Source organism: Bacillus clarus, from assembly GCF_000746925.1.
Lineage (GTDB): Bacteria > Bacillota > Bacilli > Bacillales > Bacillaceae_G > Bacillus_A > Bacillus_A clarus.
In genome coordinates, this window is record NZ_JMQC01000011.1 from 202,505 (window position 1) to 218,250 (window position 15,746).

At 32.1% G+C, this 15,746-nt stretch carries 7 protein-coding genes and 7 pseudogenes; 4 read left to right on the forward strand and 10 right to left on the reverse strand.

All coding sequences use genetic code 11. The features are described from left to right. Nucleotides 1-507: 507 nt before the first annotated feature. Nucleotides 508-1,007 (reverse strand): annotated as a pseudogene (locus DJ93_RS29725) (transposase); the annotation flags it as partial. A gap of 256 nt (nt 1,008-1,263) precedes the next feature. Between DJ93_RS29725 and DJ93_RS28935 the strand changes: the two are divergent. Next, nucleotides 1,264-2,160, forward strand: coding sequence for a VanZ family protein (locus DJ93_RS28935; protein ID WP_259300259.1), 897 nt, complete (start codon nt 1,264-1,266; stop codon nt 2,158-2,160). Nucleotides 2,161-2,328: 168 nt separating this feature from the next. Here DJ93_RS28935 and DJ93_RS28940 read toward each other — a convergent pair whose 3' ends face one another. Further along, on the reverse strand, nt 2,329-3,183 hold the full coding sequence (locus DJ93_RS28940; RefSeq protein WP_042985025.1) for a phospholipase C: 855 nt from the start codon (nt 3,181-3,183) through the stop codon (nt 2,329-2,331). A 120-nt stretch (nt 3,184-3,303) separates the two neighbouring features. Further along, nucleotides 3,304-3,919: pseudogene (locus DJ93_RS34715) on the reverse strand (hypothetical protein); the annotation flags it as partial. 169 nt (nt 3,920-4,088) lie between these two features. Here DJ93_RS34715 and DJ93_RS34720 point away from each other — a divergent pair. Continuing rightward, nucleotides 4,089-4,275, forward strand: a pseudogene (locus DJ93_RS34720) (hypothetical protein). A 304-nt stretch (nt 4,276-4,579) separates the two neighbouring features. On the opposite strand, the pseudogene DJ93_RS31885 reads toward DJ93_RS34720, so the two are convergent. From DJ93_RS31885 to DJ93_RS28960, 3 pseudogenes are all read right to left on the reverse strand, one after another. After that, a pseudogene (locus tag DJ93_RS31885) lies at nt 4,580-4,923 on the reverse strand (IS6 family transposase); the annotation flags it as partial. A 187-nt stretch (nt 4,924-5,110) separates the two neighbouring features. Further along, nucleotides 5,111-5,611: pseudogene (locus DJ93_RS28955) on the reverse strand (inositol monophosphatase family protein); the annotation flags it as partial. Beyond that, nucleotides 5,608-6,222, reverse strand: a pseudogene (locus DJ93_RS28960) (aminotransferase class III-fold pyridoxal phosphate-dependent enzyme); the annotation flags it as partial. The pseudogenes DJ93_RS28960 and DJ93_RS28955, both read right to left, overlap by 4 nt. A 304-nt stretch (nt 6,223-6,526) precedes the next feature. Here DJ93_RS28960 and DJ93_RS28965 point away from each other — a divergent pair. After that, nucleotides 6,527-6,682 carry an aspartyl-phosphate phosphatase Spo0E family protein gene (locus DJ93_RS28965; RefSeq protein ID WP_042985026.1) on the forward strand — a complete coding sequence of 52 codons (156 nt, stop codon included), beginning with the start codon at nt 6,527-6,529 and terminating at the stop codon, nt 6,680-6,682. Nucleotides 6,683-7,039: 357 nt separating this feature from the next. Then, nucleotides 7,040-8,056 carry a CamS family sex pheromone protein gene (locus tag DJ93_RS28970; RefSeq protein ID WP_042985027.1) on the forward strand — a complete coding sequence of 339 codons (1,017 nt, stop codon included), beginning with the start codon at nt 7,040-7,042 and terminating at the stop codon, nt 8,054-8,056. A gap of 194 nt (nt 8,057-8,250) precedes the next feature. Here DJ93_RS28970 and DJ93_RS28975 read toward each other — a convergent pair whose 3' ends face one another. From DJ93_RS28975 to DJ93_RS28990, 4 genes and pseudogenes are all read right to left on the reverse strand, one after another. Further along, nucleotides 8,251-9,255 (reverse strand): DUF4046 domain-containing protein, encoded by a 1,005-nt coding sequence (locus DJ93_RS28975; RefSeq protein WP_042985028.1) that lies wholly within the window; start codon nt 9,253-9,255, stop codon nt 8,251-8,253. Nucleotides 9,256-9,605: 350 nt separating this feature from the next. Further along, a pseudogene (locus DJ93_RS28980) lies at nt 9,606-10,687 on the reverse strand (acyltransferase family protein). Nucleotides 10,688-11,136: 449 nt separating this feature from the next. Continuing rightward, nucleotides 11,137-12,747: an S-layer homology domain-containing protein gene (locus DJ93_RS28985; RefSeq protein WP_042985177.1), complete on the reverse strand. Its 1,611-nt coding sequence runs from the start codon at nt 12,745-12,747 to the stop codon at nt 11,137-11,139. Between the two features lie 478 nt (nt 12,748-13,225). Continuing rightward, the gene (locus DJ93_RS28990) at nt 13,226-15,556 is read right to left on the reverse strand and encodes a glycoside hydrolase (RefSeq protein WP_042985030.1); all 2,331 of its coding nucleotides are present in this window, start codon (nt 15,554-15,556) and stop codon (nt 13,226-13,228) included. Nucleotides 15,557-15,746 lie beyond the last annotated feature (190 nt).

Here is a 15,746-nt window from a genome sequence, read left to right on the forward strand (position 1 = left end):
TTGCAAAAGAATATTAGTTTAATTATTCAGAAATTTATAGGTATAAATAATGATTGTGTTATAAATTCATATTTTCTTATAATCTTTATCGCTCAATTGAATTCATAATATTTGTTAAAGATACTACTTACTTAATTAAATGAACGGGCGTAAATATTATTCTATACTATTAAAAACTAATCCAAAAAATTAATTTTTAGAATTTAAGCCTATGTATTAAAAAATAAATACACTTAACAATCCACCTATTATATGAATGTTTTTTCTATTCAATCTAACTTCACAAAACACCCATCTGTATTTTCAGAAAATTTAGCAATATTTTATATTTATTATATTTAGAAAATACATGGCTTGCAATTCTTTTTTTTATGCAATATTGCATAAAAAATTATTGTTTTTTTATGTTATGATATTTTATCTGTTGATTATTGTACAAGAATATACTTCTCAAAAGTAAAATAATTTTAATGCTTTATTATTCTTTTAGCTGTTTATAGACATTCATGGATAGATCGAAAAACATATATACGCATGTGCGTTGTAACTTAGAAATTGAATTTTGATTCCGGCTGTTTGGGCAATCCTCCAGAGCCTAGATATACATTCTTTAAATCATTTGGCACTTGAAATACGTTGGCATCTAGGATACAAATTCGTTGAAAATAAAAGAAGAGATGGTTAAAAATTTGTGTTTGTTCACATACTTTTTGTTGTAATATGTTATAAAAACAAACCTGCTTTAGCATTTAAACGTTTATTTAAGCCCTCAGGGCTGAGTAAAGTACCTGTCATAGCATGGCCTATTACATAATCGGACTTAAAGGATCACTTGCGACCCATTGACTAATCCAGATACAAATGATAGATAAATCTGTACCAGAAAACTTTCGTTTTCGTTTTACAAATTCGAGTTCTCTTGCAAGTTCTTCTAAAAATACAGGTGTAACATATCGTTGTAATTCTTTCGCAAATGGTTGTAGTTCATCTTGAATCGAGAGATTCATAAAAAACGTCATCCTTTCTAATCTAGCTTATTTAGAAAGGATGACGTTTTTTGCATTTGAGGATATTAAGATTTCTGGTTCTGTTGCAAAGTTTAGCTTACTTTTAAAAACTTTACAACAGAATCGATTATTACTACTTACGCCGACATGGTTTTATTGTTATATTTAAAATATAAGAATTCACAAAGGTATTAAACAATTATTAGTAATAGGAGGTTTTATTATTAAAGGAAAACATCGTAACATTACCCTCATAATATTAGGACTATATTCCGTTCTAATCCTCTACTTTATGTTTCTTGGTTTCGATAGATTGGGCTTAAAATATATTAACCATGAATATGAATACCAGTTAATTCCGAGTAGCATTCCTTTGTGCTTACCAAATATGGTAGATGGGAAAGATTTTAATCTATGGTTTTTTAATTTTGGAAATTTAACAGCATTCATACCTTTTGGGGTATTAATTTCTATGTTATATCGTTGTAACTTTATTAGATTTATTACTTCATTCTGTATTACTATTCTTATACTAGAAGTCCTACAAATGGTTACTTTTCTTGGTGGCTTTGACATTGATGATGTAATTGTGAATGCAATGGGTGCTACAATAGGATTTTGTGCATATAAAATAGGATTTCGTTCTAATAATACTCTGAAAAACTTTATTATTATAGGTGTAACAGCATTTATCTTGACATTAGGAGTACTTGTAGTTGTAGGTGAAATTAATAAATCCCTAAAAAACGGAACTGTTATAGCACTAAATCAACTGACAGAAAGTACTGGATATGTACTGAAAGTTAACAATTCCACTGGCTTTAAAGTGGCTCATAAAAAAATTGAACCTAAATTAAATATGTATAGTAGTAAAGGGACAAATTCTCAGCAATTTAAATACTTGTTAAAAGGTAAGTATGCAAAACTTTCGGGATATCTCGGTATCCCTGATGGTGCTAGCAAACATTCCGGTAAGATAATTATTTCTATTGATGGAAAAGATGTACAAACCATTCAATTCTCTGAAGAAAGCATATCTACATCCACAAGCTCTTTTGAGATAGAGTTGGATAAAGCAAATGAACTTAGTATTAAATTTTATGATACAGATGCGTTTCTATGGGATGTTAAGCTTACAGAATGGAAAAAATAATGAATTGAAATCCGCTAGTTTAGATACTAGCGGATTATTTTAAATGTTCAAATATCTAATTGAAAGGATCTATCCCATATAATCTATTCGTTTAATATCTAACTCGGTTGAATCCTTTCTATTTTCTTTAAAACATATATAATTTTTGCCATGTATAAGTGTATTTTGTTATTTGTTATTCACATACGTATCAAACCATAAATGAATATATCCAGCTGTAATACGCTGTGCTTCCATTAAACGTTTTCCTGTTACCGGTGTTACTTCAGCACGCCATTTGTCAGCAGAGTCTTGTGATACCGCTGCTTTTAGGAACCAACTTTTCGTATTATCATTAACAATTGATGGGAAATCAGCTTTTGCTGCAACTGCTGATGCATGAACCCATTCTTCTGGATTTGCACTTTTCCAATTCCAATAGCCATTTCCATCCGTTACTTTATTATTGTCTTTCACTGTATCAACGAAGTTTTCATATTTTGAGTGGAAGCCAAATGGATGCGAAATGTTAGTAAAGTTTGCTGCATGCATAGGCTGGTTAACATCCCCTAAATAATGAAGTGATAATCCTAAATAAAAGAATGCATTTTTCAGATCTTTATTTTGATAAGCTTCACCAGCTAGTTTAAAATACTTCGCTCCTGTTTGCTTTGCTTGTTTAGCAAATGGAATATACGTTTTTCCTGAATCAGGATCATAGAAGTGTGAAGCGAATGTGGAATTATCATAGTATGGGTTTTGATAATCCGCAGAGTAAATACCTTTCTCCAAATCAGTACGCCATTCGTTTAATAGAGCTGTCTCATGTTGCTTCACAACAGTCGTATTTTGAGACATAATATCAATGGCTCTGTTTACAATCCATAAATGAGAACTTACTCCTTCATTATGTATAGATTCTGCTGACCATCTTTGAGCAATAGGTGGATCATACTGGTGATCACTTTCATGTGCAAACGCCACACTTTGAATAGGAGCTGTTAAAGCAATTACAGAAGCTATAGCGAAAATTTTTCTCTTCATACATATTCCTCCATTTGATGTATAATTTAACTTTCCTTCATAGAGTTTTCTCTTACCTTATCGGAAAACACATGAAATGCTAATAAGTACAGTTATATAGAGCTGAATGTAATGGATACCCTATTGTAAAGGTACTAATTCATATCCAGCGTAGTCTTCAGGGGCAGATATTCCCCACAATTTATCTTGATTTGCAAATGGTTGTTCTGAAGTCTCTAGCTGAAAAGTTGTTGTAACTCCATAACTAGATTGCTGTGGATCTGCATTATACCAGTCAGTAGGTCTACCAAGTTTATCTCTAAGATAATCCGTTTTACCTGTTACTAAATCTATTTCCTTCGAATTTTTTTCTTAACTGTTAAAATGCTTCTTGATTGGTCACTAAAATAGATCCAGCTTCGATTGCCTGCATTTACATATTTTTTGTTCCTCCTGCATCAGCATTTGGTCCCCCAATCCACATTGACATTGTAATTGGAGTATTATTTCTTATATATCCATCACTCTCTACTCCAGCCGGCACTTCAAAATTGATAGGTGTACCATAATACTCATTCCCTTTTGTATCCTTATGCTTTTCAACAGCACCGCAATAAGACGAGTTTTTATATTGAATTACATAATGCCAACCCGCAAACTTCTCATAAGTTATTCCAAGTCTATTCTGACCTACGGGTGCTACTCGTTTTTCAAAAGGAATACCTGTCACCCACAAATATTTGTCTACTAGTAGATACGCCTCATCCTAGTTAACAAATCTTTCATTTCTCTTTCATAAATGTTACAAAAGTCTTTCAGAGGTCTGACGTATTTGCTGATGAAACTAGCACACAAACAAGAAAACCTGCATATTCATTAGCTTTGTAGCTACTCTATATAATTTATCTACTAAATTATATAAGAATATGCAATATTACATATCGAGATGGATTGATATTAATGTAAGCGCTTACTATAATGGGGACATAAAGATATATCACATCTTAATACATAAAAAGAGGAGGAAATAACATGGAAATCGCAATAGCAGTTTTAAAATTTGTAGGTGGCGCACTTCCATTCGTACAAGAACTTTTAAAAGCATTTATGTAAGTTTATTATTCCGCAATTATTTATAAAAATTATCACCCAAATGATCTGTATATCAAAGATGGATTGATGTGCAGATCATTTGGGTGAGCAAACTTTAAACAAGAAAAAGAAAAAGAATCCCAGAATCATAAGGGATTTTTTTCTTTATGTGTAATTATGGTTTTAATATTTTTCTACCTACAATGATAGGTGGCCTGTTGCAAAGATTTCAAAAGAAATTAAATAACCTGAGCCCATATAAATATAGAACTCAAGTTATTTAGTGGCGCTTTTTAAATACTGTCTACTTGACAGGGGTCACTTCAGCCTTCTGGTCTCTTGTTTTGTTTAGGCAAAAATCGATTGTGTTTCCTTTCAAATCAACGGTACGATACAGGTACATACATCCATTGACCTTTTACTTTGATATATGTTTCATCGACTCTCCAGGAGTCATTTGTTTGAGGTGACGTCGGATTCGTTTGTCCAATTCAGGACCATACTGATGAACCCAACGCATAATCGTTGTATGAAAAATGGATAAACCCCATTCTTCCATCATTCCATCAAATCACGAAAACTGAAGTTGTACCGTAGGTACCATCTTACCGTTAACAAAATAATATCAGGTTGGTAATATTTCCACTTAAATAAATTTCCCATTTCCATACTGATTACGTCCTTTTTTAGAGTACTAGTATCAGGATGTCCAAGTTTAGGAGATTACTTGCAAGCGGCTTCGTTTTTTTTGCACCAGAACCCTTTTTGGCTACGCCAAACCGAAATTCATCTCCCACCTACCGTTGGGCCATCGCCCTGTACACGCTTGAGGAAGGAGAATTCTTTCGGATAAAGCGTTAAACTCAAAACTCCAAAACATATTCTTAATGTCTTTGCCCTGGCTTAAGTTTGGTAATTGGCTATTATAACCTTCAAATTCTATAGAATTTGAAAAAATATCACTATACATGTAATTACCTGTTTTAAGTTTCATTAGAAACGCATATTCAATATCTTTAATTTTAGAATTGTTTTTGTATTTTGCTAGAGCAATAGAAATACAAAACATTTCAAGTCCTGCAGCTGCAGGACGGGTACCATCAATCGGATCTACAATTAAAATATATTGTGGATTTTCTCCAAAAATCTTAAGACCACCATCTTCAGTATAGAATGCAACAGGTTCTTTCTTATCTGATATATATTCAAGGACCGCATTTTCTGCTGCAGTATCAATACTAAACTGTGCATCTCCACCTGAAGAGTACCCATTAACTATACGGTTTTTCAAAGTTCCCTTTTGATTTTCCACCTTATTATATACGTATTTTCCTAACTCAATAATATAGGTTTTCACTTGATCTCCTCCAATAGATGAGTTAATTTATAACACAGTTCTTCTGCCTCACTTAGAGTAATAGTAAGGGGTGGACGAATTTTAAACACATTTCCGTAGCCATAGCCATATCTAGGTGTTCTGATAATTATGCCATGATCCATAGCACGTTTTGCAATATAATTCGTAAGCTCAACATCAGGTTCATTATTATCTTTTACTATTTCAACCCCAATCATTAAACCAACACCTCTTACATCTCCAATAAACTTAAATCTTTCTTTCATTTTTTCTAAACGTTCCATAATATAATTTCCAACCACAGTTACATTTTCCAAAAATCCAGGTCCTTGTAATATATCAATTGTGGTACATGCTGCTGCAGATGCCATTACATTCGATCCATAAGTAAAAGAATGATGGTGACCAGGCATACCCACATACTTCTCTTCAGTAAGGATAGCTGCAACTTGGAATCCAGTTCCACCTAAACCTTTAGCTACTGTCATCATATTAGGTTGTACATCAAAGTAATCAGCAGCAAACATTTTACCTGTTCTACCAAATCCCGTTTGTATCTCATCAAGAATTAACGCAATATCGTGTTCTTCACATATTTTTTTCAACGCTTTGTTTTTAGTGTTTTGAATGTATACTTTCGTTGTTATTTTTGAGGTTATTAGGTGAATTAGTTTAAAATCAATATTTTCGGGAATTGGAATATAAACTAAAGGCTAATGGTAGAAAAAAGAAATGAATTGTATTTTTTAGGAATTTAATATTTAAAAAACAGAATAAATAGTGTATTCTTTTATAAGAGTTATTTATTTTGTTTTTCCTTTTAGGATGAGGCTACAGGTTAGGCTTGTTTTTTTTTGATTTCTTTAAGAACATTTCCAAGTAATAGCATACGGATAAAGGAGTTTTTAACTAAAAGTGGATATAAAGATATTAAATGATACGATAGAAAAACGGAAAGAAGAGTTGATTCAGCTTGTTTTAAAATATGGGTTTAGTCACCAAAAAGTAATTAACGTTAGCCAAGAGCTAGATCGTTTGATTTATCAGCTAATGAGAAAATCTATGATTTAGTAACCGCCCTGAAACATCGTGGATGTGTACCGTTACTATTGCAAGTTATTGGGGAGATAGAGAGAAAGAAGAAATTATGATCCCTGCCGAACAATATGATGGCATTCTATGGTTAGAAAGTATTTCTCCTTCCCAACATAAGTAGGAAAACGAGTACCCTTTCGTTATGAATAGGAGTGCTCATTTTTTTGGGGTTTACTTTTCTTAAGTTGATGGATGTGTGGTGCTACCCCTAGTCAATTTATACATTTACAAAAACAGTATTTTGTTAGTTTTTCTTTTTTTGTATTGTTTTAAAAGAGTTTTTTAATGGTACAATCTATAAAAAGGTAGAATTTTTAAAGGTGGTAAAAAAAGATGAGAGAAATATTCATACCAATATTGTTAGTTATTTTCAGTTTAACATTAAGTGCTTGTGGTACAACTGAAAAAAAAGAAGTAGTAGTAAAAGAAAAAAATCAAGAAAGTAAAATTATCCCTAAATATAATATTTCTGGTGATTATTATAGAACTATCATTCCTTTGAATAAACAAGTTTTAGGTGGGGAAGTTAATCAAAAAACAAATTCTAAAATAGATGTAACTAGATTTGAAGAAGGGCTATTTAATATTGCCTTAAAAAAATATGATAAAGCAAGCCATTTTTTACAAAGAAGTGAGTATATTCCCCAAAAAGAAATTCAAGAGTTACTTAAGAAACAAGAAGTCCCATATGTTTCTAACGTTATAGAGCACGACTATTTTACGAAAAAAGATTCAAATGGATTACAACTGGAAGGCGTTATAATAGGCTTAGCTATGACTTCTGATCATTCAAATGAAGAAGCCGTTGTTACGGCTACTGAGTTTTCTAATAACCTTCTTCAACTTATTTATAATAATAAAAAGTTCAAAAACGTTCCAATTACATTCGCTCTGTTTAAACAAGAAGCACTCACTTCGACGAAATCAGGGACTTTTATCTCACGTACTACTGTTCCCAAGGATCAGAAAAATTTAGGCGAATGGACTACTATTAATGAAAAATCCTTTATGTATCCTTCACCAGACTTCCAAAGCACCCATACAGATGATTATAAAAAATTAGATGATTTTACTCATAGCATCAAAAAATTTAACCTTAAAGATTATTACTCTATTAATGCGTTTGCCATTTATAAAGATAATCAATTAGACAAATTAACTATAAATACCTCTATTCAATATAATGGTAAATCTGAACTAATTTCATTTACACAAATGGCTACACAATTTATACTTGACATTTTCCCTGAATATCCGAATATTCGGATGATTATAAAATCAGATAATCAAACTGAAGTTGTAATTATTAAAGAAAAAAATCAAGCTGAACCTTTTGTATCTTTTCTTTGAGTTCAATAAATGGACACAAAAAAAGACAGTCTTTGACTGTCTTTTTTTGATATCTACCCATTCAACCTTTTGTTATTAGCTTAGCATTAGCAGATTAAATTATTGGGTTGAATAATAAAAAAATAAGCATTATTAATATAATATATAAAATAATAGCAATGCAAAAACAGAATTAATATTTTAAATTCGATGTGTTATAAACTTAAAATGCTTGAATTTTTATATCCTTTTAACATCTCTTTAGAGAATCGATTAGGATATAAATCATTCAGCATTGCATAAGGACTAGTATTCCAATATTTATCTAAAGGTGCTTGTAATCCTTGTTTTTTTAGCCATTTTGCAGTATATGTTTCAAGTAACTGTTCATCAGTTAATTGCTCTTTTTCTTCAATTACCCATCGTAAAGCGTCTATTGCTGTTTGTTCTGTCCAAAAATTATTAGGGGTTACATTTAACTCCCATTCTTTAAATCGTCCCGGATACAATTCATTCAGCATTGCATAAGGGCTATTTTTCCAAAATTTATTTAAAGGTACCATCAATTTTTGCTGCTTTAGCCACCTTCTACTATACAATTTCTTAATTTGCGTTTTATCAGTTAACTGTTCTTTTTCTTCAATTGCCCACCTTAATGCTTTTAATGCCTTTCCCTTTGTCCAAAAATTATTAGGAGTCGCATTTAACTCCCATTCTTTAAATCGCCCCGGATATAATGTATTTAGCATTGCATAGGGACTGTCACTCCAAAATTTCTGTACAGGTGTCCGTAATCCTTTTTTTGCTAACCAATTAATATTATATAAATTTTTGATTTGTTCATCAGTTAATTGTTCCTTTTCCTCAATTGTCCATCTTAATGCTTCTAATGCTTTTTCCTTTGTCCAAAAGCCCAAAGGGGCTACTTTTAATTCCCATTCTTTAAATCGTCCTGGATATAAATCATTTAACATTGCATAAGGGCTGCCATGATAAGCTACGTGAAGGGTACCAGTTAACCTAAATTTCATAATGAGTTTCTGGTTCCATCCCGTTTTAATATCATCTGTATCCCATTTTAAAACCTTTTCAATGAGATATTTGGTCACTCGTTTTGCTAATTCGCCGTTAACATCTACACTCCATGTATGAGTTGGGAACCTATTCCTTTTTCCATCTAATATTTCTTGATATATCTCTTCAATTGTAGTTGAACTCATACTATTGTCTCTCCTCAGATAACTATTGATACCTTTATTATATAACGGAATATATCATAAAAAATATATGAAGTAATGTAAATCAGGTGTAGATTCGGAATAAAGTTTGATAAAAAGCTCTAATTTTATTTATACTTTGAGATCTATGAGAACAACCCTGTCACTACCCCATACCCATCAACTTAAGAATTCAGAATTACTCCAAAACGAAAAAATGAGCTTTTTTGTTACAAGTTAGCAGAAAATTTCGTTATGGGGGTACTATAAAATTTTAGCTTGATAGCTTGATAGCGATGGGGTCACTATATCATTTTGGGAAAATTGTACATTTAGACATAATTTGGACAAGTTTAAACCTTTTTTAGAAATCTTTTTGTTATCCTTTTTGCCTCATGGATGCATTTTTTTTCGATAAACTGATACGAAAGGATAGAGAACAATAGGGTTGTGATGAGACATAAAATGAAGAGTAAACAGGTAGGAATCTTTGCATATACAAGTTTAAATAGTAGTACCATCATGATTGGAAAATGGCATAAGTAAATGCTATATGAGATTTCACCTAAATAAACCAATATTTTCTTATTCAAAATCATTTTGACTTTTACATGATTCATCGTAACTATGATGAATATACTCACTCCTATGACGACGTCCCAATCTTTCAATAGAAACGTGGTATCATTACGAGAAATTCCAAAAATTAAAATAGAATATAGATATAAGATGGTTCCGATTAGGATAAGGAGCCTTCTTTTTATCTTGCTTATATTACCATAGAAAAAGCTAAATTCTTTTTGATATTTAAAAAGTAACATTCCTATCATAAACATAGAAATGAAATGTAGTGTATCGGCATATCCATTGTAAAATCCAGAAACCTTTCCAATATGGAGTATATTCAGTAAGATACTAATGAAAGAAAAACACAGGGCAAACAGTATCGTTTTCTTCCAACTCTGTTTATAAAAAAGAAGGAATAACAAGGGAAACACGATAGATATACGCATTTCTTGAGCTAATGACCAGATCACCGGGTTGTAATTGTCTGTAAAAAAATTGTTTAGAAGCACAATATGATTGATATTATCTAATTTTGTTATAGGACCCTGCCACTTATCATAGAACCAATCTCGTAATCCTGTCACCTCATACAGCGAAAACAAAACGAATAAAGCGAAGGTGATGAATATCCAGATATAATAAGGGATATAGATTCGTACAAATCGCTTAATTAAATATCCCTAATAGTTTTTTTTGAATAATAAAGTGCCATAGATAGCACAAAACCACTAAGTACATAAAAAATGATTACAGCTTCCCCGCCAGCCCATAAAAACCTCAGAGGGGATAATTTAACAGAATTGGGCAATGATGCTAGTATTAAACAAAAGTGTCCAAATACCACTGTAATAGCTGCTAACCCTCGTATGGAATCTAATTCTTTTACTCATAAATTGTTCTCCTTATAAATCGTAGATTTTTTTGTTAATAAAGGCGACTATACTAGTGTAGTGGGAGAAGTGAATATATTGTGTTTATTTTTCTTTAACCCCTCGATATAAACGCTACAAAAACTGTGTATCTTTTAAAAGGATCTTTCATATTTATGCATAAATTATAGAATAAATATAGAAAGAAAAAAGAAATTTTATCTAAAGTTTTTTTAAGCTGTTATTCTAATTTATCGTTTTCCGACATTCATCTCCCACCTAAAATTGGTGTTTCACACCTTCACATTTTTAAGGAAGGAGTCTTCTGTCGGAAAACGATAAAAAAAGTTCAGACACAAAAACAGGCTGTAGAGAAGACTTTCCCCACAGCCTGAGAACTAGTCATATATCTCTATATGACTTGTCCCTTTAACTATTTAGTTTTTTATCATCTGTTATATTTGATATAACTAGAGTCATAATAAACCCACTGACCTGTTCCAATTCTTAGCCAACCGTTCTTTTCTTCATATACTGTAACTTTTTCGCCTTTACTTGCCTTTCTAACAATAGAGTAGTTTGAATCTGCTCCGCTTCGAATATTTACCCCAATACCATTGATTTGAGCCGTTCCAATTACATTTTGAACACTACCAGTTTCAATTACTTGAAGCATGTTTAGAATGAATGATGCTGTTTCACCACGCGTTGTTGTTCCTTTAGAATCGTATTGATTGTCTCCCTTACCTTTTACAATACCTAAGCCATACAATCTTTGTACGTCTTCTTTATAGATAATTTGGTCTTTATCTACGAATGGTAAGTTTGCAACTGGCCCCCATATACCTTTATACTGTAAAGCCCTGTTTACAATGATTGCTGATTCTTCTCTTGTAATAGGTGTGTTAGGATCAAAATAACCGTCACCTCTACCTGCAATGATACCTACACTTGCAGTGCGTTTAATACCATCTCTTAGAGTTGAGTGTGCATCGTTTAAATCTTTAAATGATGCATCTCCGGCTGGTAAGTTTAGAGACTTAGAGATTAATTGAGCAAATTCGGCTCTTGTTACTGCTCTGTTAGGTGCGAAAATTCCGTTTCCTTCCCCTACCATAATATCTCTTCTATTTAACTCTCGAATAGCTGACTCATACCACCCTCCTGTAATGTCATCTGTTGGTTGAGAAAGGTTATTATAATACCCCTCAACACCATTTACGAATGAATCCCATAGTCCACTATTAATCATGTTAGCAGGACAGTTTTTACCACTCCATTTTTGGTGTTTTACGATATTATTTAACGGTACACCAGTTTCTTTCATTAAATAAGCTACAAGTTTCTTAGCGTTATCTACTGCTTTACTGTAGTTACCGTCTCTGTTAACTGCGATTTCAATTGCAATAGATTGTCTATTACCTGGACCATCACCGTCTCTTGCGTGCCACCCGTTCTCGTTTAATGGTAAGTGTTGATAAATCTCTTTATCGTCTACTGTAAAATGCCATGATGCACCTCGGTCTGTGTTCCCTACTGCTTGGTTATATAGATATTGAGCGTGGTTTCTAGCACCTGCTCCTACACTTGTATTATCAGTCTCATGAATTGTAATGTATTTTGGACTCATGTGGTTTTGAGGACGAATATTATCATTACCTACTGGAACAATCCATTCAGTGAATGGAACACCGTTTATTGTACTAGAGGTTCTAGGTGATGTGGAAGATAGGCTACGTTTTGTTCTGTTTGAATTGCTAGGAACAGTTAATGTACCCGTTTCTTCATGAATACCCTCTGAACGTTGAAGGCTGTCTGCTTTCTTATTGTCGACAGTACCTCCACCACGTCCGTCTACCCCTTCAAAACTATCTTCAATACTTTTTAAAGCCTGTTCATCTGATGCCTGAAGTTGGTCTGTTTTACCTTGTTCTTGAACGCTTGTAGGTTGCTTATTGTTTACTGATTGTTGTTCCTCTGCAAATGTTGCAAATGGTGAAGATAATACCGTTAATCCTGCTGTTAATGCTACTACTTTTTTGTTAAATTTAATATTCATTTCTACTTTGGTATATCTCATTATTTTAATAGATATACCTTCCTCCTTGTACCTCTTTTAGTGTGATTAATAGTGTGATTAATAGTGTGAATCCGTAAAAATATAATTCAAATAACATAAATAACCTTTAATGTACAAAACAATAACATTTTACATTATATCCCGTTTATTTTCTATAAAATTCACAAATCTTTCAAAAATCCTGATTACAAATTAAAAAAGATTTCAAAACACAGAAGTCCTTTCTTATGTTGGTTTTGATCAAACTTTACCTAATGATGCAAAATGGTGCAACTTTTTTGTATCAGTTTAACTTTATTCAAAACAGTACGACTTTATTTCAAAGCAACATCAGAGCATTTCTCAAATCATTCTGTAAGTAAATACCAGAGTGGCACCTCATTCCCTGAATCGTTTCCGTATCCCAACAGATCTCCTTGGTTCAGAACTTTTAACAGCAGCTACCTTATCATGTATCTTAGTACTTAGGAACTTCTAATATACTCTTTTTCTTCCCATCATATACTATAGCTGTTTTTGCTTTTATATTCTCATTGTCATATGTAAAATCTTGGTTTGAGAAATTCACAATCACTTTCATGTCATTTCCAAATGTCGTACTTTGAACTTGCCGATCTTCAGACAATACTTCAAAATTAGTCATTGGTTTTGATACGGCTTTCTCATGAAATGGAGACCATACTTTCAAATAAGAGGTAATGATGGATTTACTTTTCTCCCATTCATTTTTATCAATATGATATAAAGGTGGTACATTATACAACATTTCAGATAACATTCTATTTCCTATCTCATCCTTAATTCTAAAACTTCCCCATGCCCATTGGTGAGTAGTAATAATTGAATCATTATATACAAGTTTATATAACGGAATTGAATATACAGGATTATTATAAATATTTTTATAAATAGGTTTGATTGGTATGGTTTTGGCATTCGTTTCTGGAATAGCACCATCTGGTGAAGTGGATTTATATCCGCCTACATAATATGGGCTCTGTTTATCTTTCATATCAGAGTCGGGCCAAATCCCAGGCGTTTCTATTCCATGTGCAAAGGCAATTATATTACTAGCAAAGTCATTTCCACCTTCTGATCCAACTACCATATGTTTTTCTTCGCTAATATATTTCATTCTTTGCAGTCTTGCTTTTAGATCTTGTTCCTGAGTTGTAATGTGACTTGGAGAATAATCATCATAAATTTCGCCTGTAGCATCACAATCGACAAACCAAGAATTAAACGGTATATTATTTTGTAAAATAGCACCTACACGTTCTTCCACACTAGGTAAGGATAAAGTTGGATTTAACTTTCTTCCTTTTCCTAAGAATCCTCCTATTTTTTCTCCTTTTGCATTCGATATTGTGGCATTTTCATATAAAGTTTTATCTTTAAAAGAAGCAGTATTCCAATCTCTATTTCCCACTTCATGAATCGAGTGATATGAATCATAAGGACCGATTAAATACCCCATTCTATTTGCTTCTTCTACCATCTTGGGATTCATTAATCCATTAGCCCAATTAGGTAAACCTATCCATGCTTTTTTAACATTTGATTTCTTCATATCAACTAAAACATCTGTTGTTTCTTTCTGTTCCCATCTACTTACTTCATCCACTGCCTCTGTTAACTTACTCTTAATTAATCCTTTGTTCAATGTATATAGTTCTTGTTCACTTAAGTTTTGGATTCCTTTTTTCAACAATTCATTTATTCCGGTATCTGGATTATTAAAAATATCTTTATTATAAAGTTGCTCTAATTTTAATACCTGATTTATCGCATTAACTATTACTTTTTGCTGGCTTTTATCGATAGCATTTTGATTCTTTATCTCTTGCATAACAGTTTCAAAATCTTTTGAGCCATCTTCCGTATTTTCTTGTAACAACTGTGCAATCCAATTTGTAAATGTCTCATCCATTTTTTGTGTGAATTTATCCCACTTGATATTTTCTACTGCAATCCCACTGTGGTCCCAAAAATAAATATGAGGAGCACCATATAATTTTTTAATGTTCGGATTTGTTTTTGCTTTTTCTTCTAATGTCTTAAATTCTCCCTGTTCTTTTATATAATTTTTATAAATATTTGCCATCGAGACAGGGTTTTTATCAGTTAGATACAATCTGAATCCATATTCTTTATTCTTATTAATAGAAGGATATTGATGTGTAAAACTAAACTGTATATCGGAATCAGCAGTGAAATGAATATTATCATTATACATATTGTCAGCTATATACATAATTGAATATTTAGATTTATTCAATGCAAAGAATCTCATAGAAAAACGTTCTATGAATGACATGTCTCGATCTTTTAAATATTCTTTCCAGCTTGGGTCATTGCTAGGTATAGTTTTTCCTTCCCATAATGGTAACGTATAGCTGTCCGCACTTACTTTAGGCCATGTAAATTCATTAGCTCCTTCAGACTTAGTAGATTTTAACTTAATACTTAAATAGGATTCTTTCTTTTCAATCTTCACATTTATTTGGTCATCTGGATAACTCCAAGATATACAGTCATTTTTTTTTATTAGATTTGTTATTTTTTTCTTCGATAGTGGTAATGAAGCATTTTCTCTCACACCATCTTTTTCCACAAAAATTTCACCGGTTTCAGGATTCACATCAAAAGTAAAATTTTTGTATTGAGAAACTACGTTTTGTCCCTTTGTTGTAAAATCCTTTTGTTGCGCATAACTCAGGGATGGTAATGTAAGACACATTGAACTCATCAAAATTGGAATGACTAGCTTTTTCATTTTTTTATTCATATTTATAAACCTCCTTATTTTTATTTCTAAGATACACATATATTGTGACAGGAATGTGACAAAATGGTGAGTGGCCCAAAAAAAGTAGTAATCGGTGCCGTACTCCAAAAAAGATTGTTCAAAACTTGCTCTAAATAAATAGAGATTAGAGTATATGACCGACCCTATAGAGGAGGTTGTACAAATAACC